General features: G+C 68.2%; 17 protein-coding genes, 1 tRNA gene and 1 pseudogene. 14 read left to right on the forward strand and 5 right to left on the reverse strand.

Annotated features, from left to right (window positions below; translation table 11 throughout):
• From dnaA to O3Q52_RS25610, 10 genes are all read left to right on the forward strand, one after another.
• Window positions 1–1,079 (forward strand): chromosomal replication initiator protein DnaA (dnaA, locus tag O3Q52_RS25565; RefSeq protein WP_269651096.1); only part of this gene is annotated, 1,079 nt, incomplete at its 5' end.
• 1,031 nt (window positions 1,080–2,110) lie between these two features.
• On the forward strand, window positions 2,111–3,241 hold the full coding sequence (gene dnaN / locus O3Q52_RS25570) for a DNA polymerase III subunit beta (RefSeq protein WP_055611472.1): 1,131 nt from the start codon (window positions 2,111–2,113) through the stop codon (window positions 3,239–3,241).
• Between the two features lie 128 nt (window positions 3,242–3,369).
• Window positions 3,370–4,251 (forward strand): phosphogluconate dehydrogenase (NAD(+)-dependent, decarboxylating), encoded by an 882-nt coding sequence (gene gnd, locus O3Q52_RS25575; protein ID WP_269651097.1) that lies wholly within the window; start codon window positions 3,370–3,372, stop codon window positions 4,249–4,251.
• 104 nt (window positions 4,252–4,355) lie between these two features.
• The gene (recF, locus tag O3Q52_RS25580) at window positions 4,356–5,480 is read left to right on the forward strand and encodes a DNA replication/repair protein RecF (protein ID WP_269651098.1); all 1,125 of its coding nucleotides are present in this window, start codon (window positions 4,356–4,358) and stop codon (window positions 5,478–5,480) included.
• A complete protein-coding gene (locus O3Q52_RS25585; RefSeq protein ID WP_269651099.1) occupies window positions 5,477–6,022 on the forward strand; it encodes a DUF721 domain-containing protein in 546 nt (181 codons plus the stop codon). The genes recF and O3Q52_RS25585 overlap by 4 nt, the downstream gene beginning before the upstream one ends.
• A gap of 310 nt (window positions 6,023–6,332) precedes the next feature.
• The gene (gene gyrB, locus O3Q52_RS25590) at window positions 6,333–8,393 is read left to right on the forward strand and encodes a DNA topoisomerase (ATP-hydrolyzing) subunit B (protein ID WP_269651100.1); all 2,061 of its coding nucleotides are present in this window, start codon (window positions 6,333–6,335) and stop codon (window positions 8,391–8,393) included.
• 42 nt (window positions 8,394–8,435) lie between these two features.
• A complete protein-coding gene (gene gyrA, locus O3Q52_RS25595) occupies window positions 8,436–11,021 on the forward strand; it encodes a DNA gyrase subunit A (protein ID WP_269651101.1) in 2,586 nt (861 codons plus the stop codon).
• Window positions 11,022–11,039: 18 nt separating this feature from the next.
• Window positions 11,040–11,837, forward strand: a complete 798-nt coding sequence (locus tag O3Q52_RS25600) for a DUF3566 domain-containing protein (RefSeq protein ID WP_269651102.1) — start codon at window positions 11,040–11,042, stop codon at window positions 11,835–11,837.
• A gap of 190 nt (window positions 11,838–12,027) precedes the next feature.
• Window positions 12,028–12,104 (forward strand) — tRNA-Ile (locus O3Q52_RS25605).
• A 130-nt stretch (window positions 12,105–12,234) separates the two neighbouring features.
• Window positions 12,235–12,588 carry a VOC family protein gene (locus O3Q52_RS25610; protein ID WP_269651103.1) on the forward strand — a complete coding sequence of 118 codons (354 nt, stop codon included), beginning with the start codon at window positions 12,235–12,237 and terminating at the stop codon, window positions 12,586–12,588.
• Window positions 12,589–12,865: 277 nt separating this feature from the next.
• On the opposite strand, the gene O3Q52_RS25615 is transcribed toward O3Q52_RS25610, so the two are convergent.
• The 4 genes from O3Q52_RS25615 to O3Q52_RS25630 all read right to left on the reverse strand — a co-directional run bounded on the left by O3Q52_RS25615 (window position 12,866) and on the right by O3Q52_RS25630 (window position 15,992).
• Window positions 12,866–13,198, reverse strand: coding sequence for a hypothetical protein (locus tag O3Q52_RS25615; protein WP_269651104.1), 333 nt, complete (start codon window positions 13,196–13,198; stop codon window positions 12,866–12,868).
• Window positions 13,199–13,616: 418 nt separating this feature from the next.
• The gene (locus tag O3Q52_RS25620; protein ID WP_269651105.1) at window positions 13,617–14,144 is read right to left on the reverse strand and encodes a WhiB family transcriptional regulator; all 528 of its coding nucleotides are present in this window, start codon (window positions 14,142–14,144) and stop codon (window positions 13,617–13,619) included.
• A 4-nt stretch (window positions 14,145–14,148) separates the two neighbouring features.
• Window positions 14,149–15,324, reverse strand: coding sequence for a BN159_2729 family protein (locus tag O3Q52_RS25625; RefSeq protein ID WP_269651106.1), 1,176 nt, complete (start codon window positions 15,322–15,324; stop codon window positions 14,149–14,151).
• A complete protein-coding gene (locus tag O3Q52_RS25630) occupies window positions 15,321–15,992 on the reverse strand; it encodes an RNA polymerase sigma factor (protein WP_269651107.1) in 672 nt (223 codons plus the stop codon). Before O3Q52_RS25630 ends, O3Q52_RS25625 begins: the two co-directional genes overlap by 4 nt.
• Window positions 15,993–16,569: 577 nt before the next feature.
• Here O3Q52_RS25630 and O3Q52_RS25635 point away from each other — a divergent pair.
• Complete coding sequence (locus tag O3Q52_RS25635; protein WP_269651108.1) at window positions 16,570–17,013, forward strand: helix-turn-helix transcriptional regulator; 444 nt, start codon at window positions 16,570–16,572, stop codon at window positions 17,011–17,013.
• Window positions 17,014–17,214: 201 nt separating this feature from the next.
• Window positions 17,215–17,469 carry a hypothetical protein gene (locus O3Q52_RS25640; protein WP_189841508.1) on the forward strand — a complete coding sequence of 85 codons (255 nt, stop codon included), beginning with the start codon at window positions 17,215–17,217 and terminating at the stop codon, window positions 17,467–17,469.
• Between the two features lie 481 nt (window positions 17,470–17,950).
• Here the strand turns inward: O3Q52_RS25640 and O3Q52_RS25645 are convergent.
• Window positions 17,951–18,244 (reverse strand): annotated as a pseudogene (locus O3Q52_RS25645) (DUF6344 domain-containing protein); the annotation flags it as partial.
• Between the two features lie 328 nt (window positions 18,245–18,572).
• Here O3Q52_RS25645 and O3Q52_RS25650 point away from each other — a divergent pair.
• Window positions 18,573–18,701 (forward strand): DLW-39 family protein, encoded by a 129-nt coding sequence (locus O3Q52_RS25650; RefSeq protein ID WP_003999697.1) that lies wholly within the window; start codon window positions 18,573–18,575, stop codon window positions 18,699–18,701.
• Window positions 18,702–18,938: 237 nt separating this feature from the next.
• A partial coding sequence (locus O3Q52_RS25655; protein WP_269651109.1) for a hypothetical protein occupies window positions 18,939–20,267 on the forward strand: 1,329 nt, incomplete at its 3' end.

Consider the following 20,267-nt stretch of genomic DNA (forward strand, 5'->3'; position numbering starts at 1 on the left):
GCCCGCTGGCCGCGCAGCCGGCGCCCGCGGCCGGTCCCGGCGAGCCCACCGCGCGCCTCAACCCGAAGTACCTCTTCGACACGTTCGTCATCGGCGCCTCGAACCGTTTCGCACACGCCGCCGCGGTCGCCGTCGCCGAGGCGCCCGCCAAGGCGTACAACCCCCTCTTCATCTACGGGGAGTCGGGACTCGGCAAGACGCACCTGCTGCACGCGATCGGGCACTACGCGCGCAGCCTCTACCCGGGCACGCGCGTGCGGTACGTGAGCTCGGAGGAGTTCACCAACGAGTTCATCAACTCGATCCGCGACGGCAAGGGCGACAGCTTCCGCAAGCGGTACCGCGAGATGGACATCCTGCTCGTCGACGACATCCAGTTCCTGGCGGACAAGGAGTCGACGCAGGAGGAGTTCTTCCACACCTTCAATACGCTGCACAACGCGAACAAACAGATCGTGCTCTCCAGCGACCGGCCGCCCAAGCAGCTGGTGACCCTGGAGGACCGGCTGCGGAACCGTTTCGAGTGGGGCCTGATCACCGACGTCCAGCCGCCCGAGCTGGAGACCCGTATCGCCATCCTTCGCAAGAAGGCGGTGCAGGAGCAGCTCAACGCCCCGCCCGAGGTGCTGGAGTTCATCGCGTCCCGGATCTCGCGGAACATCCGGGAGCTGGAGGGCGCGCTGATCCGGGTGACGGCGTTCGCGTCGCTCAACCGGCAGCCGGTGGACCTCGGTCTGACCGAGATCGTCCTCAAGGACCTGATCCCAGGCGGCGAGGACTCGTCCCCGGAGATCACCGCGCCCGCCATCATGGCGGCCACCGCCGACTACTTCGGTCTCACGGTGGACGACCTGTGCGGCTCCTCGCGCAGCCGCGTGCTGGTCACCGCACGCCAGATCGCCATGTATCTGTGCCGCGAGCTGACCGACCTCTCCCTGCCGAAGATCGGCGCCCAGTTCGGCGGCCGCGACCACACGACCGTCATGCACGCCGACCGGAAGATCCGCGCGCTGATGGCCGAGCGCCGCTCCATCTACAACCAGGTCACGGAGCTCACGAACCGCATCAAGAACGGCTGACAGCCGCGGCAGTACGTCGCTGAAGGCGCCCCGGGACATGCTCCCGAGGGCGCCTTCCGGCGTTCCGGCACCCATCCACCGGTGTTCCGGAGCGTGCCGAGACAGCGTTCGGCACGCCTCCGAAGGCGGCTTCCGCCTCTCTCACACGCCTTCCAAGGGCCCTCGTTCCGCCTTCGTCCGGCCCTCATCCACCCCTGTACGCCGCTCCCGGCCGCGCCCGGAGTCGCTCCGCCGACACCTGAAGACCATCCGTTGTTCGAATACGCGCCCTGGTTACGGCCGCCCTCCACAGATTTGGGGACTTTCTCGCGTCCACATCCTGGGGACTGGGAAGTTGTCCAGATCGTGTCCACAGGGTGTGCTGCTGAAAGGGCATCAGACCAGGTCAGCCGGTTGTGGATTCGTGGACGAACGATCTCCACAGACTGTGGACGAAGAAAAGATCCACAGGGTGTGCAGAAAGTTGTCCACCGGTGGCCCACAGGCTGGGGGCGGTTGTCCCCAGCGATCCGAGGCTTCTCCACACCGCTGTCCACTGTTCGGCAACGCGACGCGCCTTCTCACCGTGTCGAGTGAAAGGCGTCACACGAAGGTGCCGGGTTGGGCTGTGGGGAACGTGGGTAAAGCTGGGGACGGCGCTGGGGAGAAGTGGCCCCCGCCTGTGCATCGGGTGTGCAGAACTTTTCCCCGTCCACAGAAGACGCCTGTTTTCCACCGCCTCCGCCCACAGGGCCGGTGGACAAAAAACCGACTCTGACCTGCAAATACGGGGTTATCCACGGTATCCACAGCCCCTACTACTACTCCCAACTAGAGAGAGTCTGGGAATCGATTCGAAGTGGGGGCTGTGCACAACTCGAGCTCGGCGCCTCAGCTGCCGCTCGGAACGACTTGACCCCGAGGGGCACCGACTGTCAGTGCGGTGCGTCAGACTGTTCCCCGGTGTCCTTCCCATGACCGGGCTGAGCGACACCGAGTCAGACGACGAAGCAGCAGGGCGAGAGCGCCGGCAACAGACGGAGGCGGCAACGGTGAAGATCCGGGTGGAACGCGACGTACTCGCGGAGGCAGTGGCCTGGGCGGCACGCAGCCTCCCGGCCCGTCCGCCGGCGCCTGTGCTCGCCGGCCTTCTGCTGAAGGCCGAGGAGGGCGCACTGAGCCTCTCCAGCTTCGACTACGAGGTTTCGGCACGGGTCTCGGTGGACGCCGAGATCGACGAGGAAGGCACGGTGCTCGTCTCCGGCCGCCTGCTCGCCGACATCTGCCGCGCTCTCCCCAACCGGCCGGTGGAGATTTCCACAGACGGTGTACGGGCGACGGTGGTCTGCGGCTCCTCGCGCTTCACCCTGCACACACTGCCTGTGGAGGAGTACCCGGCACTGCCGCAGATGCCGTCGGCGACCGGCACCGTCCCCGGTGAGGTCTTCGCCTCCGCCGCCGCCCAGGTGGCCATCGCCGCGGGCCGTGACGACACGCTGCCCGTGCTCACCGGTGTGCGCATCGAGATCGAGGGCGACACGGTCACTCTGGCGTCCACGGACCGCTACCGCTTCGCCGTCCGCGAGTTCCTGTGGAAGCCGGAGAACCCCGAGGCGTCCGCGGTGGCCCTGGTGCCCGCCAAGACGCTCCTGGACACCGCCAAGGCCCTCACAAGCGGCGACAGCGTCATCCTGGCGCTGTCCGGCTCCGGTGCGGGCGAGGGCCTCATCGGCTTCGAGGGCGCGGGTCGTCGTACGACGACACGACTTCTGGAGGGCGACCTCCCGAAGTACCGCTCGCTGTTCCCGACGGAGTTCAACTCCATCGCCGTGATCGAGACCGCCCCCTTCGTGGAGGCCGTCAAGCGCGTGGCCCTGGTCGCCGAGCGGAACACCCCGGTGCGGCTCTCCTTCGAGCAGGGCGTGCTGATCCTGGAGGCCGGTTCCAGCGACGACGCACAGGCTGTGGAAAGGGTCGACGCCCAGCTGGAGGGCGACGACGTCTCGATCGCCTTCAACCCCACGTTCCTGCTCGACGGCCTGAGCGCCATCGACTCCCCGGTGGCGCAGCTCTCCTTCACGACGTCCACCAAGCCGGCGCTCCTCAGCGGCAAGCCCGCCTTGGACGCGGAGGCGGACGAGGCGTACAAGTACCTGATCATGCCGGTGCGGCTCAGCGGCTGAGCAAGGCCGCAGGTGGGGGCGTACGTCTGAGCGGCTATGCCCACAGGTGTGCAGGAGCGTCCGGGTTTAGGCTCGGACGCAGGTACGAAAGTGCCCTCCTGCCACATCGCTAGTGAAGGAACAACCTGATGGAGCTCGGTCTCGTCGGCCTCGGCAAGATGGGCGGCAACATGCGCGAGCGTATTCGCCGCGCAGGCCACACCGTCATCGGATACGACCGCAATCCGGGCGTCGCCGATGTCCACAGCCTTGAGGAGCTTGTGGGCAAGCTCAAGGGTCCGCGTGTGGTGTGGGTGATGGTCCCGGCCGGTGCGGCGACCCAGTCGACGGTCGACGAGCTCGCCGAACTCCTGGAGCCCGGCGATGTCGTCGTGGACGGCGGCAACTCGCGCTGGACGGACGACGAGAAGCACGCCGAGGAGCTGGCGGCCAAGGGCATCGGCTTCGTCGACTGCGGAGTCTCGGGCGGCGTCTGGGGCCTGCAGAACGGCTATGCGCTGATGTACGGCGGTGACGCCGAGAACATCGCCAAGGTCCAGCCTGTCTTCGACGCCCTCAAGCCCGAGGGCGAGGCCGGCGTCGGCGCCGTCCACGCGGGCAAGGTCGGCGCGGGCCACTTCTCGAAGATGGTCCACAACGGCATCGAGTACGCGATGATGCAGGCCTACGCCGAGGGCTGGGAGCTCCTGGAGAAGGCCGACTCGGTCACCGACGTGCGCGAGGTCTTCCGCTCCTGGCAGGAGGGCACCGTCATCCGCTCCTGGCTGCTCGATCTCGCGGTCAACGCGCTGGACGAGGACGAGCATCTGGAGAAGCTGCGCGGCTACGCCCAGGACTCCGGCGAGGGCCGGTGGACCGTGGAAGCCGCCATCGACCACGCGGTGCCGCTGCCCGCGATCACCGCGTCGCTGTTCGCGCGGTTCTCGTCCCGGCAGGACGACTCCCCGCAGATGAAGATGGTCGCGGCGCTGCGGAACCAGTTCGGCGGCCACGCGGTCGAGAAGAAGTGAACCCGCCGAAGTGAAGTCGAAGTGAATCGGTCGGGTAGCCGGAAGAAGTAATCCACAGGTCCGCACCGCGGATCCACAGCCCTGGGGGAGGTCGGCGAACGACCATGCACGTCACGCATCTGTCGCTGGCCGACTTCCGCTCGTACGCCCGGGTCGAGGTTCCGCTCGACCCGGGCGTCACCGCGTTCGTGGGGCCCAACGGACAGGGCAAGACCAACCTCGTCGAAGCGGTCGGCTATCTCGCCACCCTCGGCAGCCACCGCGTCTCGTCCGACGCGCCCCTCGTGCGGATGGGTGCCGACCGGGCGATCATCCGGGCCAACGTCCGGCAGGGCGAGCGTCAGCAGCTCGTCGAGCTGGAGCTGAACCCCGGCAAGGCCAACCGAGCCCGCATCAACAGGTCCTCGCAGGTCAGACCCCGTGACGTACTCGGCATCGTACGAACTGTGCTGTTCGCGCCCGAGGACCTCGCGCTGGTCAAGGGCGATCCGGGCGAGCGCCGGCGCTTCCTCGACGAGCTGATCACCGCGCGCTCCCCGCGCATGGCGGGCGTGCGCTCGGACTACGACCGTGTCCTCAGGCAGCGCAACACGCTCCTGAAGTCGGCCGCCCTGGCTCGTCGGCACGGCGGCCGCACGATGGACCTGTCCACGCTCGACGTGTGGGACCAGCACCTCGCGCGCGTGGGCGCCGAGCTGCTCGCCCAGCGCCTCGACCTGGTCGCCGCGATCCAGCTGCTTGCGGACAAGGCGTACGAGCAACTGGCGCCGGGCGGCGGTCCCGTGGCCCTTGAGTACAAGCCGTCCTCGCCCGAGATCACCGGCCACGCGCGCGAGGAGCTGTACGAGCAGCTGATGGCGGCGCTGGCGGAGACGCGCAAGTCGGAGATCGAGCGGGGCGTCACCCTGGTCGGACCGCATCGCGACGAACTACTGCTCAAACTTGGCGAGCTGCCCGCGAAGGGATACGCGTCACACGGCGAGTCCTGGTCGTACGCGCTGGCGCTGCGCCTGGCCTCGTACGACCTGTTGCGGGCCGAGGGCAACGAGCCGGTGCTGGTCCTCGACGACGTGTTCGCCGAGCTGGACACCCGTCGCCGCGAACGCCTCGCCGAGCTGGTCGCCCCGGGCGAGCAGGTGCTGGTGACGGCCGCGGTCGACGACGACGTACCGGGCGTACTGGCGGGGACGCGGTTCACCGTGTCCGGGGGCACGGTGGAGCGCGTATGAGCGAGAACACACCGGAGCCGAAGCCCGAGCCGGCGAAGGGTCCCGAACCCTCCGGTGTCGACCTCGCGCGCGTGGCCCTGCGCGCCGCGAAGGAACAGGCACGCGCGCGTGGGGACGCGGCGCGGCAGAAGAAGCAGGCGCGGCGCGGCGGTCTGCGCTCGGGCGCGCACGCCGACGGGCGCGACCCGATGGCGCTCGGCTCCGCCATCAACCGGCTGATCACCGAGCGCGGCTGGGAGGCCCCGGCCGCCGTCGGCGGTGTCATGGGCCGCTGGCCGGAGATCGTCGGCGACGACCTGGCCAACCACTGCGTACCGGAGAAGTACGACGAGGACGAGCGCGTGCTGATCGTGCGGTGCGACTCGACGGCATGGGCGACCAACCTGCGGCTGCTCGCTCCGCAGCTGGTCGCACGCCTGAACGAGGACCTCGGGCACGGCACGGTGAGGCTGATCAAGGTGCTCGGCCCCAGTGGTCCCGTCCAGCGTTTCGGCCCCTTGCGCGCGCCTGGCAGCACAGGCCCCGGTGACACCTACGGGTGAGCCAGACCGGACGGTATGCCGTTCGTAGCGGGGGGTTGACACCTCGAAGCGCTGAGTGGCGCTCTGCGCCTCTTTGGGCCCGGGTCCGCATATGGGGAGTCGGTGGAGACCGGTTCAGGGCGGCACATGCGGACTCAGGTACCGGCAAACCCCCATCACTGTCGGCGCTACCGGTAGACTGGAGGCTAATCCCGCCCCACTTGTGGGACGCACCGAGCAACGCTGACTAAGGCTTACCAACGCAACACGCCGCAGCCGCTCCGGCCACCCGCCGGGAGCTTGGCTTGTGCTGTGCCAGAAAGGGCGCTTCGTGGCCGATTCCGGCAACCCCAACGAGAACATCCCGTCCACCGACGCCGGCGCGAACGGCGGGGCCACCACCTCGAACGGCGAGGTCACGGCCTCGTACGACGCCAGCGCCATCACCGTCCTCGAGGGTCTGGACGCGGTCCGCAAGCGACCCGGCATGTATATCGGTTCGACCGGTGAGCGTGGTCTTCATCACCTCGTGTACGAGGTGGTCGACAACTCCGTCGACGAGGCGCTGGCCGGGCACGCCGACACGATCGCGGTCACGATCCTCCCCGACGGCGGCGTCCGCGTCGTCGACAACGGCCGCGGCATCCCGGTGGGCATCGTCGCCTCCGAGGGAAAGCCCGCCGTCGAGGTTGTGCTGACCGTGCTGCACGCGGGCGGAAAGTTCGGCGGCGGCGGCTACGCGGTCTCCGGCGGTCTGCACGGCGTGGGCGTCTCTGTCGTGAACGCGCTGTCCACCAAGGTGGCCGTCGAGATCAGGACCGACGGACACCGCTGGACGCAGGACTACAAGCTGGGCGTGCCGACGGCTCCGCTGGCCCAGCACGAGGCCATCGACGAGACCGGCACGTCGGTCACCTTCTGGGCCGACGGGGACATCTTCGAGACCACGGACTACTCCTTCGAGACGCTCTCTCGGCGCTTCCAGGAGATGGCGTTCCTCAACAAGGGTTTGACGATCAAACTCACTGATGAGCGCGACTCGGCGAAGGCCACGGTGGGCGCCGACGAGGCGGGTGCGGACGAGCCCGAAGAGGTCAAGACCGTCACGTACCACTACGAAGGCGGCATCGTCGACTTCGTGACGTACCTCAACTCCCGCAAGGGCGAGGTCGTCCACCCCACCGTGATCGACATCGAGGCCGAGGACAAGGAGCGCATGCTCTCCCTCGAGGTCGCGATGCAGTGGAACGGCGGTTACAGCGAGGGCGTGTACTCCTTCGCCAACACCATCCACACCCACGAGGGCGGTACGCACGAGGAGGGATTCCGCGCGGCGCTCACCGGTCTCATCAACCGGTACGCGCGCGACAAGAAGCTGCTGCGCGAGAAGGACGACAACCTCACGGGCGACGACATCCGCGAGGGTCTGACGGCGATCATCTCGATCAAGCTGGGCGAGCCGCAGTTCGAGGGCCAGACCAAGACCAAGCTGGGCAACACCGAGGCGAAGACCTTCGTCCAGAAGGTCGTCCACGAGCACATCAGCGACTGGCTGGACCGCAACCCGAACGAGGCCGCGGACATCATCCGCAAGTCCATCCAGGCGGCCACCGCGCGCGTGGCGGCCCGCAAGGCCCGTGACCTCACCCGTCGCAAGGGGCTCCTGGAGACGGCGTCCCTGCCCGGCAAGCTGAGCGACTGCCAGTCGAACGACCCCACCAAGTGCGAGATCTTCATCGTCGAGGGTGACTCCGCCGGCGGCTCGGCCAAGTCCGGCCGGAACCCGGAGTACCAGGCGATCCTCCCGATCCGGGGAAAGATCCTCAACGTCGAGAAGGCGCGGATCGACAAGATCCTGCAGAACCAGGAGATCCAGGCACTGATCTCCGCCTTCGGCACCGGAGTCCACGAGGACTTCGACATCGCGAAGCTCCGCTATCACAAGATCATCCTGATGGCGGACGCCGACGTCGACGGCCAGCACATCAACACCCTGCTGCTGACCTTCCTGTTCCGCTTCATGCGGCCGCTGGTCGAGGCCGGGCACGTGTTCCTGTCGCGTCCGCCGCTCTACAAGATCAAGTGGGGCCGGGACGACTTCGAGTACGCGTACTCGGACCGCGAGCGCGACGCCCTGATCGAGCTCGGCCGCCAGGCGGGCAAGCGCATCAGGGAGGACTCGATCCAGCGCTTCAAGGGTCTCGGTGAGATGAACGCCGAGGAGCTGCGCATCACGACCATGGACCAGGAGCACCGCGTCCTCGGTCAGGTCACGCTCGACGACGCGGCCCAGGCCGACGACCTGTTCTCGGTCCTGATGGGCGAGGACGTCGAGGCACGCCGCGCGTTCATCCAGCGCAACGCCAAGGACGTCCGCTTCCTCGACATCTGAGTCGGTCTCAGCTGACCGCGTCAGAAAGGATCTTCACCAGCAATGACCGACGAGAACCTTCCGAGCACCCCTGAAGAGGGCGAGATCGCCCTGCGTGTCGAGCCCGTCGGGCTCGAGACCGAGATGCAGCGCTCGTACCTCGACTACGCGATGTCCGTCATCGTGTCGCGCGCGCTGCCCGACGTGCGGGACGGTCTCAAGCCCGTCCACCGCCGCGTCCTGTACGCGATGTACGACGGCGGCTACCGGCCCGAGAAGGGCTTCTACAAGTGCGCGCGCGTCGTCGGCGACGTCATGGGCACCTACCACCCGCACGGCGACTCCTCGATCTACGACGCGCTGGTCCGCCTCGCGCAGCCGTGGTCGATGCGGATGCCGCTGGTGGACTCCAACGGCAACTTCGGCTCTCCCGGCAACGACCCGGCCGCCGCCATGCGGTACACCGAGTGCAAGCTGAAGCCGCTGTCCATGGAGATGGTCCGCGACATCGACGAGGAGACCGTCGACTTCACGGACAACTACGACGGCCGCAACCAGGAGCCGACGGTTCTGCCGGCGCGCTTCCCGAACCTGCTGATCAACGGCTCGGCGGGCATCGCGGTCGGCATGGCGACGAACATCCCGCCGCACAACCTGCGCGAGGTCGCGTCCGGTGCCCAGTGGTACCTGGAGAACCCGGAAGCCACCCACGAGGAGCTTCTGGACGCCCTGATCGAGCGCATCAAGGGCCCCGATTTCCCGAGCGGCGCCCTTGTGGTGGGCCGTAAGGGCATCGAGGAGGCGTACCGCACGGGCCGTGGCTCCATCACGATGCGCGCGGTCGTCGACGTCGAGGAGATCCAGAACCGCCAGTGCCTGGTGGTCACCGAGCTCCCCTACCAGGTCAACCCCGACAACCTCGCGCAGAAGATCGCCGACCTGGTGAAGGACGGCAAGGTCGGCGGCATCGCGGACGTCCGCGACGAGACGTCGTCCCGTACGGGCCAGCGCCTCGTGATCGTCCTGAAGCGGGACGCGGTCGCCAAGGTCGTCCTGAACAACCTCTACAAGCACACCGACCTGCAGACGAACTTCGGCGCGAACATGCTGGCGCTGGTGGACGGTGTACCGAGGACCCTGTCCCTGGACGCCTTCATCCGGCACTGGGTGACGCACCAGATCGAGGTCATCGTCCGGCGTACGCGCTTCCGGCTGCGCAAGGCCGAGGAGCGCGCGCACATCCTGCGTGGCCTCCTGAAGGCCCTGGACGCCATCGACGAGGTCATTGCGCTGATCCGGCGCAGTGACACCGTGGAGATCGCGCGAGAGGGCCTCATGGGCCTTCTGGAGATCGACGAGATCCAGGCCAACGCGATCCTCGAGATGCAGCTGCGCCGGCTGGCCGCTCTGGAGCGCCAGAAGATCGTCTCCGAGCACGACGAACTCCAGGCGAAGATCCGCGAGTACAACGCGATCCTGGCCTCGCCCGTGCGTCAGCGCGGCATCATCAGCGAGGAACTGGCCGCGATCGTCGAGAAGTTCGGCGACGACCGCCGGTCCAAGCTGGTTCCCTTCGACGGCGACATGTCCATGGAGGACCTGATCGCCGAAGAGGACATCGTCGTCACCATCTCGCGCGGTGGCTACGTAAAGCGCACCAAGACGGACGACTACCGCTCCCAGAAGCGCGGCGGCAAGGGCGTACGCGGCACGAAGCTCAAGGAAGACGACATCGTCGACCACTTCTTCGTGTCGACGACGCACCACTGGCTGCTGTTCTTCACCAACAAGGGCCGCGTCTACCGCGCGAAGGCGTACGAACTCCCGGACGCCGGACGTGACGCGCGTGGACAGCACGTCGCCAACCTGCTGGCCTTCCAGCCGGACGAGGCGATCGCCGAGATCCTCGCGATCCGCGACTACGAGGCGGCGCCCTATCTGGTGCTGGCCACGAAGGGCGGACTTGTGAAGAAGACGCCCCTGAAGGATTACGATTCACCGCGTTCGGGCGGCGTCATCGCGATCAACCTCCGTGAAACAGAGGACGGTTCCGACGACGAACTGATCGGTGCCGAACTCGTTTCGGCAGAGGACGATCTGCTTCTGATCAGCAGGAAGGCTCAATCGATCAGGTTCACGGCGACTGATGACGCGTTGCGTCCCATGGGCCGTGCGACCTCGGGTGTGAAGGGCATGAGCTTCCGCGAGGGAGACCAGCTGCTCTCGATGAATGTTGTTCGACCCGGTACGTTCGTGTTCACTGCCACAGACGGCGGGTACGCGAAGCGGACCAACGTCGACGAGTACCGCGTTCAGGGTCGCGGTGGCCTTGGTATCAAGGCCGCCAAGATCGTCGAGGACCGCGGCTCGCTGGTCGGCGCGCTGGTGGTCGAGGGGACCGACGAGATCCTCGCCATCACGCTGTCGGGCGGTGTGATTCGTACGCGAGTCAACGAGGTCAGGGAGACGGGCCGTGACACCATGGGCGTCCAACTGATCAACCTGGGCAAGCGCGATGCCGTTGTCGGTATCGCTCGAAACGCCGAGGCCGGTCGCGAGGCCGAGGAAGTCGACGGCGCGGTCGACGACTCGGACGAGGTCGAAACGGTCGCCGGTACGGACGAGGGCGAGCCGTCCTCGGACGAGTAGCGCGAGGAGAGAGTCATCGTGAGCGGAGCCACGGGCGCCGGTTCTACCGGTACGGAAAAGGACGGCGGCCGTGGCCCCGCCACGGAGGCGACTGACTCCCATGACTCTCATGGATCCCAGGGGGGAACTGTGACGGACACCAGAGGCCCGCAGACGCCGCAGTACGCGGCGGGCGCGGCCCCAGGCTCGCCGGTGCCTCCGGGCCCGGCGCCTTCCCCGGGGCCGGGACCAGCCCCGGGCCCGGCGGCTCCGGTGGGGGGCCACACGCCTCCCGTGGGCCAGCCTGCTCCCGTGGGCGCGCCGCCGCCTCCGGGATCGCCGCTGCCGGGGGAACGGCAGCCGCAGCAGACCTCTCAGCCGTACCACCCGCCGCAGGCGTACCCGGCACAGCAGGCGGTCACCGGCGCTGTCCGCAGGCCGCGCACCGGCGCCCGTACGACGCCGCGCACGCGCAAGGCGCGGCTGCGGGTGGCCAAGGCCGATCCGTGGTCGGTGATGAAGGTCAGCTTCCTGCTCTCCATCGCGCTCGGCATCTGCACGATCGTCGCGGCCGCGGTCCTGTGGATGGTCATGGACGCCATGGGCGTCTTCTCGACGGTGGGCGGCACGATCTCCGAGGCCACCGGCTCGAACGAGTCCAACGGCTTCGACCTTCAGTCCTTCCTGTCGCTGCCGCGTGTGCTCATCTTCACGTCGATCATCGCGGTCATCGACGTCGTCCTCGCCACCGCGCTCGCCACCCTCGGAGCGTTCATCTACAACCTCTCCGCGGGCTTCGTCGGCGGTATCGAGCTGACGCTCGCCGAAGACGAGTAAAACGTTGTCGTTACCGCTTCCTGCTTGGAGCGCATCCCTTGTCGGGGATGCGCTCTCACGCTCTCCGGGGATGTGCTGTCAGGCTGTCCGGGCAGGCTGGAGCGGGGCTCGGATACCGATTTTGGGACTGACCCCGTCGTGCGCTAATCTTCAGAGGTCAGCGCGCGGGACATACACCGCAGAGCGCGGCGGGGCTATAGCTCAGTTGGTTAGAGCGCATCCCTGATAAGGATGAGGCCACAGGTTCAAATCCTGTTAGCCCCACCAGTTCAAAGACCCTCAGGCCATTATGCCTGGGGGTCTTTGGCATGCACGGCTCGTATCACGTGACTGGTGGACCAGGTCGCGGGTCCGGCGGGTGGGGTCGACGAGGTGCTGGTAGGCCTAGGGTCGGTGGATGACCTTGGAATGGGAACAGGTGCTCGTCCACTCGGAGGATCCGGCGGCCCTGGGGCAGTGGTGGGCCGAGGCTCTGGGCTGGGTTGTCGTCCACTCCTCCGACGAGGAGTTCGAGATCCGCCAGACGCCGGATCGCCTGCCGGGGACGGACTTCGTCCGGATCGACGAGAGCAAGAAGGTCAAGAGCCGGTTGCATCTCGACTTCCGGCCCGACGACCAGGCCGCCGAGATGGCCCGCCTTGAGGCGCATGGCGCGAAGCGCGTCGACATCGGCCAGGGTGAGCAGTCGTGGGTTGTCATGGCAGACCCCGAAGGCAATGAGTTCTGTGTCCTTGGGCAACGGCGACAGTGAATCCCGTAGGGCCTTGTGATCCCTTGGGTATCTGCGGTCACTGAGATCTCTGCGAGTCCTGTCCCGGGAGTCTCAGGAGCCCTGGGAATCCCTGAGAGCGCGTCCGCCCGGGGTGGCCGGGGACTTCCGCGTCCCGCTGCTGACCGGCCGTCAGGGAACGTGCGGCGCCCCCCTGCTGCGATGTGCAGGGGGGGCGCTCACAGTCCGGTCGACGTGCCTCCCGAGCTTGTCGGCCGGAGTCCGGGGGGTAGGGGCGGAGCGAGGAGCCTGATCCAGGTCAGTCGCTGCCTCGGAGTTCCTCGACGACCCGGGTCAGGTTGTCCTCCAGCGCCAGCATGCGTGTGTGGCGGTGGATATGGGCGTATTGCGCCTCTATCTCCTGGGCGTCCCTCCACACGCGCGTGTCGGCGTCCCCGGCCCGGCGCACGTGCTGGAAGAGCGGGACCTCCCGGGGTGCCAGGGTCCAGGAGAGCGGCCGACCCCCTGCGACGAGGCTCAGGACGTGCCAGCCGCCTGCCGTGCCGTCGGGTGTCGGTGCCTGCGACACGACGGCGGACGCCGGGTGCAGTGCGGCAAGCCAGGAGAGGAGATATGCCCGCTCGCGCGCCACGACGTCGCGCTCGCGCGCGTACGCGTCGGCGTGCCGCTTCCAGCGGGCCGTCTGAGCCCTGGACGTGCTCAGGTCGTTCCCGAGGCGCTGGAGGAGGTCTGCCCACCGGTCTGCCGTGTCGGGGGCCGCGTCGGGGGCTGCGACGGGAGTCCGCAGGAGGCTGCCGAAGAACCTGCGTGAGCTGCGTGGGCGACGTGACCGGCCTGCGGATGCGGGGGATCCACGTCGGCCGAACCGCTTCGGGCGGGGCTCGGGCCCAGCCGGGAGGGGCGGCAGCGGCGGGGACGGGGGGAACGGTGGGGGCGGAGGGGGCGAGGGCGGTGAAAGGGACATGGGTACTCCGAGGCAAGGAGGCTGAGGGAGGGGTGTGAGGTCGCCCGGGGGATTCGTGCGGGCGCTGGGAAGGCCGGGGCGGGGCCTATCCGGTCGGGCGGAGGCGGGTGGTGCCCGTTCGCCGGTACTGGCTGGCGCCCTGCGCGTTGGCGGCCCGGCAGGCGTCGTCCACGGGCTCACCCCTGCGTACGTGTCGCTGGTACGCCGAGCGCGTGCCGCAGGGCGCCGGCTCGCTGCGGAGCAGGGGCGCTCCGGGCGGGGGCGGTGACTCGGGCGGGAATACGGGGCCCCGCTTGAGCCGCTTCTCCAGCGCGTGGCGCTGAGGACCGGTCAGGCCCGCGACTATTCCCCCTCGATCACACTTCGGCAGACCGGCCTCGCGTCGCATGACGGCCGCCCGGCACTCCTCAAGGACCTCGCAGGAATGACACAGGGCTCTTGCTGTCGCACGGGTTCTGCCGGAGAACCACAGCTCGGGGTCCTTGTTCCGGCACAGGGCGTTCAACTCCCACGCCCTGCTGCGGCTGTCGCGCCCGTTCTGGTTCCGGTCATGGTCCAGGCGGCGGTCCTGGTCGTGGGCGGGGGCGGCGCCTCCGGTGATCGGCGTTCTCACTCGATCACTTCTCGCCCCGCGCCGCGGCCCGGTCGGTGGCCCGGTCGGTGGCCCGGTCCGCAGTGCGGTCCGCGGCCTCCCAGGTGTCCGGTCCTGTGCGTACGAGTCCAACGCGCCGGGTGTTCGGTACGGGTGGTCCGCTCGCCGCGTACGACAGGGCCGCCGAGGACGGGAGGGCGGGCACGGACGCCAGCGCGGGGGTGGGCCTCGACGGCGTTGGCGTCGGCATTGGTGCCGGGGCCGGGGCCGAGGTGGGTGCCGGGGCCGGTGTCGGTGTCCGAACGACCGTGAGCCGGGCCGTGGTGAGCTGGACGGCCCGGGACCGGCGCGCCTTGGGCAGAGACGGAGTACCCGCCGAGGCGTCCGGCCGGGCTGTCACGGCCTTGTCGGGCGCTGCGGAGGAGGTTTCTGGCTCCAGTGCCACCAAGGGCCCCATCAGGGACGTCACATTGGCGAGTGTGCACCGCTCGGCACGGCCGTCCAGTGACAGCAGAGGCATGCCGCTCGGCGTCCGTCCGCCGTGGAAGTACCAGACGTCCCCGTGTGCGTCCCGCTGTGGCAACGCCAGGTTGTAAACGATCCCCTCGTACTCGTACATCTGTGGGGCGGGTTCGATCTGCGTGGCGTGGTCGCGTCCGTGACCAGGACCAGGACCAGGACCAGTGCTCGCGGGAGCAGAGACGGGCCGGGGCCAAGGCGTCTGCTGCAGCTTGTGCGCGAGCACCGACACGCGGACGCCGGCATGACGGCTCTCGCCGACGACCGCGTGCCCCAGGGGTGCCTCCGCGTCGCGTCTGATGCCGAAGTGCGCGCGCCACCGCCGCCACTGCTCCTGGTCGGGGACGCGGATTTCGACGCGTACGCAGTCCCCGTCGGCCCGGATGCTGTCGACATCCGGGTGCCCGCCGATGTGCTGCTCGATGGTGGCCGCGACCAGCCTGGCCCGCTCGCACGAGTGGTCCCAGGCGAAAGCCTGCCTCTCCAGTTCCGTCAGCTGCCCGGGTACCCGGGCCCAGGCGCCGCTCGGCGTGCGGTGCAGAACGAGTCCGAACGTCCGCTCCGGATCCACCAGCAGGTGGGCCACATCGAGGGCGTGGGCGACGGCCCTGGCCTGGTTCGAGGTGCTCACTGAGAGCGCCGTACGGATCACGCGCTCTGCGTGGGGCAGGTTCCTGTTCATGCCGCGGCCTCCCTCTCCGACGCCGCACGCAGTTTCTGCCTGGCCCGGAAGGTGAGTGCCTTGACCGCGCCGACGGTACGTCCCATGGCGCAGGCGGTCTCCTCGGGCGACATCTCGCCGATGAACCGCAGTTCCATGCACTGTCGCTGATGGCTGTTCAGCGTGTGCAGGGCGTTCCACACGGCTTCACGGGTCTCGATCGTCTCCAGCGTGTGCAGCGCGCCGGACTCGGCGCTGCGGTCGTGCGTGTCGCTGTCCCCTACTTCGGAGACCAGGGTTTCCAGCCGGGAGCGCTTGGTCCTCACCTCGTCCAGGTGCAGGTTTCTGGCGATGGTGAGCAGCCATGCCGTGAAGGCCGTGCCCTGCCAGGTGAAGCTCTCGATGTGGCGCAGCGCCTTGATGAAGACCTCCTGGGTGAGGTCCTCGGCCAGATGCCGGTTCCGGGTGCGGAAGAGGAGATACCGGTATACGAAGTGCTGGTGATCGACGTAGAGAGCCGCGAATGCCTCGCGGTCGCCGGCCCGGGCCCGGTCGACCATGTCGGCTCCGGCCCCGTCCACCTCGGCGACCCTATCGACCACGTCGACATTGGCGATCACGTCGTTCCCGCCGTTCGTCAAGGCCGTCTGCCGACACGGTCTGGTCTCTCGTCTGATCTGTGCGGACACGGGCTGGGTGCTCCTTCTGCGCGAGTGCTTGTGGGTTTCGTCCTGGGGTCCTGGGCGGGTCCTGGGACGTGCCCAGGAACGAGGGCTTTGCCGGGGTCCGGGATGTTCTTCGGCTGAAATACTCGATATACATGTAGATGTAGATTCTCTGAGTGGGTGCCGGAGTTCCGGGGTGCAGGGGTGTGGATGGAAAGGCGGGCTGATGGTGGTCAGCGGTGGCCGCGGGTTGCAGGGGGTGAGGGGGGCGGGTGTGCTGGGCTCGATCCGCTGGTGGTTGATCCGCCCGTCTCACACGTGGATGTTCCTCCGTGCGGGCGATGCGGGGGCTGCCGGGCGCGCCTGATCGACGTATCTACACTATGCATGTAGATGTAGATACGTCAAGCGCGACAGCTGACGGTGCACTCGGCAAACTCTGGCGGACGGCGTTAATCATGCGACTGAAGATGTGAAGGTGTGGAGACGCGGGCGTGTCGTAGCACTTGGGTGCGACACGATGCTTTTTTTTACGGAAACTCAACCGATCGATCTGCGATCTACTTGCACTTGTAGATGCCGATGGTTGATGCTTGAGCTTGTGACCAGGAACTTTCAGCCGAATGGGGCGTCCGACGTGGACGAGCCGGACCTGGACCAGGACCAGGACTTCGTCGTCGAGGGCGAGGACTTGCCCGTACTGCTTGAGCGTCTTCTCGGAGAGTCGCAGGGCAGGACCCAGAAGGACCTGGCCGCGGAGGCCGGTATCTCCTATCCGACACTCAACGCCTGGATGAACCGGACGCGTGGGACGTCCCGTATCGATCCGGAGCGGCTGCGTGCGATGGTCGAGGTGTTCCGTCGCTGGGGCGTGAGAACCACGCCGCGGGAGTTCTTCGCCTCCGTCGGTCGGCCGGTGCCCGGACCCAGCGGGGACGAACGCGAGGCGCAACTGCTCAAGCTGTACCGGCAGTTGCCCGAATCAAAACAGCGCGCACTGGTCAAGAACGCCGAAGCGATGCTCCAGCTCAGTCGCACGATCTGACGGCCCGTACGTGGGCAGGTCCTTCTGCCGGAGCGCATGTCCTGCCGCCGGAGCGGCGGAGTGGCACTTTCGGACTGGCAACTCTCCATGGAATACCCCAACAGCTCTTACCCAGAGAACACGTGCGGGTACGATCGGTAGGCCGCTGGCCTCCCGGAGCGGGATATCTGCATGCCCTCATGCATCCCTGGGGAGATACCTGTGTGCATCGTGATTTCTGTGGTGGACGACCTACCGAAGACCGCCATCTGGGACCCTGACGAAGTAAGCATCCTGGTGGCGCGCGGTACGGCTACCGGTGAATTACTGCGCGAGGTCGCGGCGATTCTGACGATCGACCTCGGTGCGCCGGCCTCGGTGGACGATCGTTTCGTCTGCTTCTGCGGCGCTCTGGTGGAGTTGCCGGGTGAACTGACAGCCCTGGTCGCCGTCGACTCGTCCTGGGAGCCCGTCTGACCGGAATTCGCCCATCCCTCCCGGGGCCGTCGCGGGACGCCTGCGACTCGGCCGGTGAAACGGTCGGCTGAAGGCGATGGCATATGCCTGTGGCGATGCTGGGGGTACGAGGTCATCCCCGAGTTGCCGAGCCGACGGCGGCCAGGACGGGAGCGTGAGCCGGCGCCGGGAGTTGGACCGGTGCCGAGGACTGCGAGGGGAGCATGACGGCACTGATGGGCGTGGCATCCATGGCGGGTGCTGCCGGGCCCGTCTGGCCTGCCGGAGTTGCCGGTGGTGCTGCCCGCACGGCCGGTACCGCGGGTACGTCGACGGCGCCGGTCGTCAGGTGGGTGGTGCAGCAGGGACGGGCGGGTGCCGCGACGACATCCCTCGTGACAGGTTCCCTCACGCCGAAGTCCGTCGTATCGACGGCAGTAGGTACTGCGGCGCTCACGGCGGCGACGACGGCTGGTGCCTCGGCACTGTCCCGTGTGCCGGTGGCGTCCGTGTCCATGGCGTCCGTCGGCGGGCGGTGCCGGCAGGACGGTGAGGAACCGTGCGCCTCCGCGTGGATGCGCTGTTTCATCGTGGGTGGCAGGGAATTCGCCCGTGGGCGGGTCCGGATGGGCTCCTCCTGCGCCGTCGCGTCCTGCGGGGTGTCGGTGTTGCGCGCTGCCTCCGTCGCGGGTACAGCGGCGACGGCGGTCGTCGTGATCAGTCCGAGTGACGTGCACAGCGCGAGGAAGGTGGTGACAATCGCGGTCCACAGGTTCACGACCGTGTTGCGAGTCATGGTCCCCTCTCCTTTCGGGTGGGTGGATTTGCATACTTTCCTCATGATGTGTATGTCGGTTGCGAAGTGACGGACCGACGCCCGTGGCGCGTCGATCTTCCGATGAACACCACCCGGATGGACCCAAGAAGCCAGAAAAGCGAGAAAGAGTCGTAAAAGTCACCGTGTGTGGTGACTTCTCACGCTCCGAAAGGAGCGCCGTCGTCCGGTTCTACTGCTGCGTGCCGTGCGGGAGTTGGCGGCCGACGCAGGTCACTGATCGGTATCGGCCGGTGTGTATAGTCGGGCGGCAGAAGTCCCCTACGCCAAGGAAAGACGAGGTCGCGCGGTGAAGAAGCTTCTCCTGGTCGCACTGGCCGCCATCGGCGGGCTCCTCGTGTACCGCCAGATCCAGGCGGATCGCGCCGAGCAGGATCTGTGGACGGAGGCGACCGACTCCGTGCCCACGGGTTCGTGAGTATCGACGACAGCCTTAGTACAGACCCCGGCCGCCTCGCGGTCGGGGTTTTGTGTTGTCGGGGGCAGGGCCGGGGCAGCGCGTTGTGGACCTCAAGCGTCGTGGACGTCACAGGAAGCGCTTGCGTGGCTGAACAAGGGGTGGCGCGACGGCCGGAGGGGCAGGATGGTCGAGGCTTCACGGACGTCCGGGACAGCGTCGGGACAGCGCCGACACCGGTCCGCGGACGCCCGGTGAGTGACGATCCGGTGCTACGGCGAGGGGTGGCGCGTGATGGGGCGGCGCACGGGACGGTGGCGCGGCCGTACGGTCCTGGCCGGGGCGGCGGCGCTCTTCGCGGCCGTGGCCTCGGCGGGACAGGCGACGGCGGCCGGCACTCCCCCTCCGTACCGCTTCGCAGCCGGCGCCGAGCGGATCGAGGGCGCGACGACGGCCAAGGATGGCGTACGGCTGACAGCGGGCACGACCTACAGGAGCACCCTCCGCGACAAGGGGAAGCTCTACTACGGGCTGCGGCTCGACGCCGTGTCCACCGCCTATGTGTCGGTCACCGCCGTCCCCAAGACGGGCACGAGGGCCGTGTACTCGGACGGCATCAAGGTGTCCATGCAGGACCCCGACGGCCACAAGTGCTTCTCCGGGGACGCCGGTGCCGCACGGTTCGGGCCCACCGAGAGCCCGCGGCCGATCACCGCCTGGGCCTCGCGCAGGGCCGGCCCCGGCACCTACACCTGCAAGAGCGCGGGGGCGTACTCCGTGCTCGTCGAGCGCATCGGTGGTGCCGGGTCCTCGCCGGACGACTGGGAGCTGGAGCTTCGGTACGTGTCGGAGCCCGCTCTGAAGAAGGCCTCTTCGACGACCGCCCCCGAGGTGTGGGACTCCGCGTCCCCGCAAGCGGTCGACGGCCTCGCCAGGACTCGTAGGGGCGGTACGAGCTTCAACGAGGCGCGTTCCCTGGAACAGGGGGTCTGGAAGGACGGGATCCGGGCCGGGCAGACGCTCTTCTACCGCGTTCCCGTCGACTGGGGGCAACAGCTCTACGCCACGGCCGAACTGGGCCCGGCGAGCGGCGACGGGTTCCTGGGCAACGCCCTCGGCCTGTCGCTCTACAACCCGGTGCGTGCCTTCGTGGACGACGCGGGCACCGGATACGACGGCAAGGCGAAGTCGGCCACGCTGGAGCCGCTGCCCCCGGTCGCCTACGAGAACCGGTACGACGTCGACGACCAGGTGAGCGGAATGCGGTTCGCGGGCTGGTACTACCTGGCCGTGCACCTCGGTGCGGAGATGGCCGGCAAGTTCGGCGACGGGTCGTTCGACCTGACCCTCCGGGTGCGGGTGAGCGGTACGGCCGGGGCACCGGCGGTGTACGACGGAACCGCCGTGCCGCCCGACGTGTTCGACGTGACCGCGGGGGACAAGGCCGAGGCATCGAACGGAGCCGCGGCGGCCGGTGGCGACGGGGGACCGGACGGGAACACCGCGATGAAGGCGGTGGCCGTGGGCGGGATCGGCGCGGGGACCGTGCTGGTGCTGGGGCTCGCCGTGTGGACCGTGGTCGCGCGG

Source organism: Streptomyces sp. ActVer, from assembly GCF_027270795.1.
GTDB classification, from domain to species: domain Bacteria; phylum Actinomycetota; class Actinomycetes; order Streptomycetales; family Streptomycetaceae; genus Streptomyces; species Streptomyces umbrinus_A.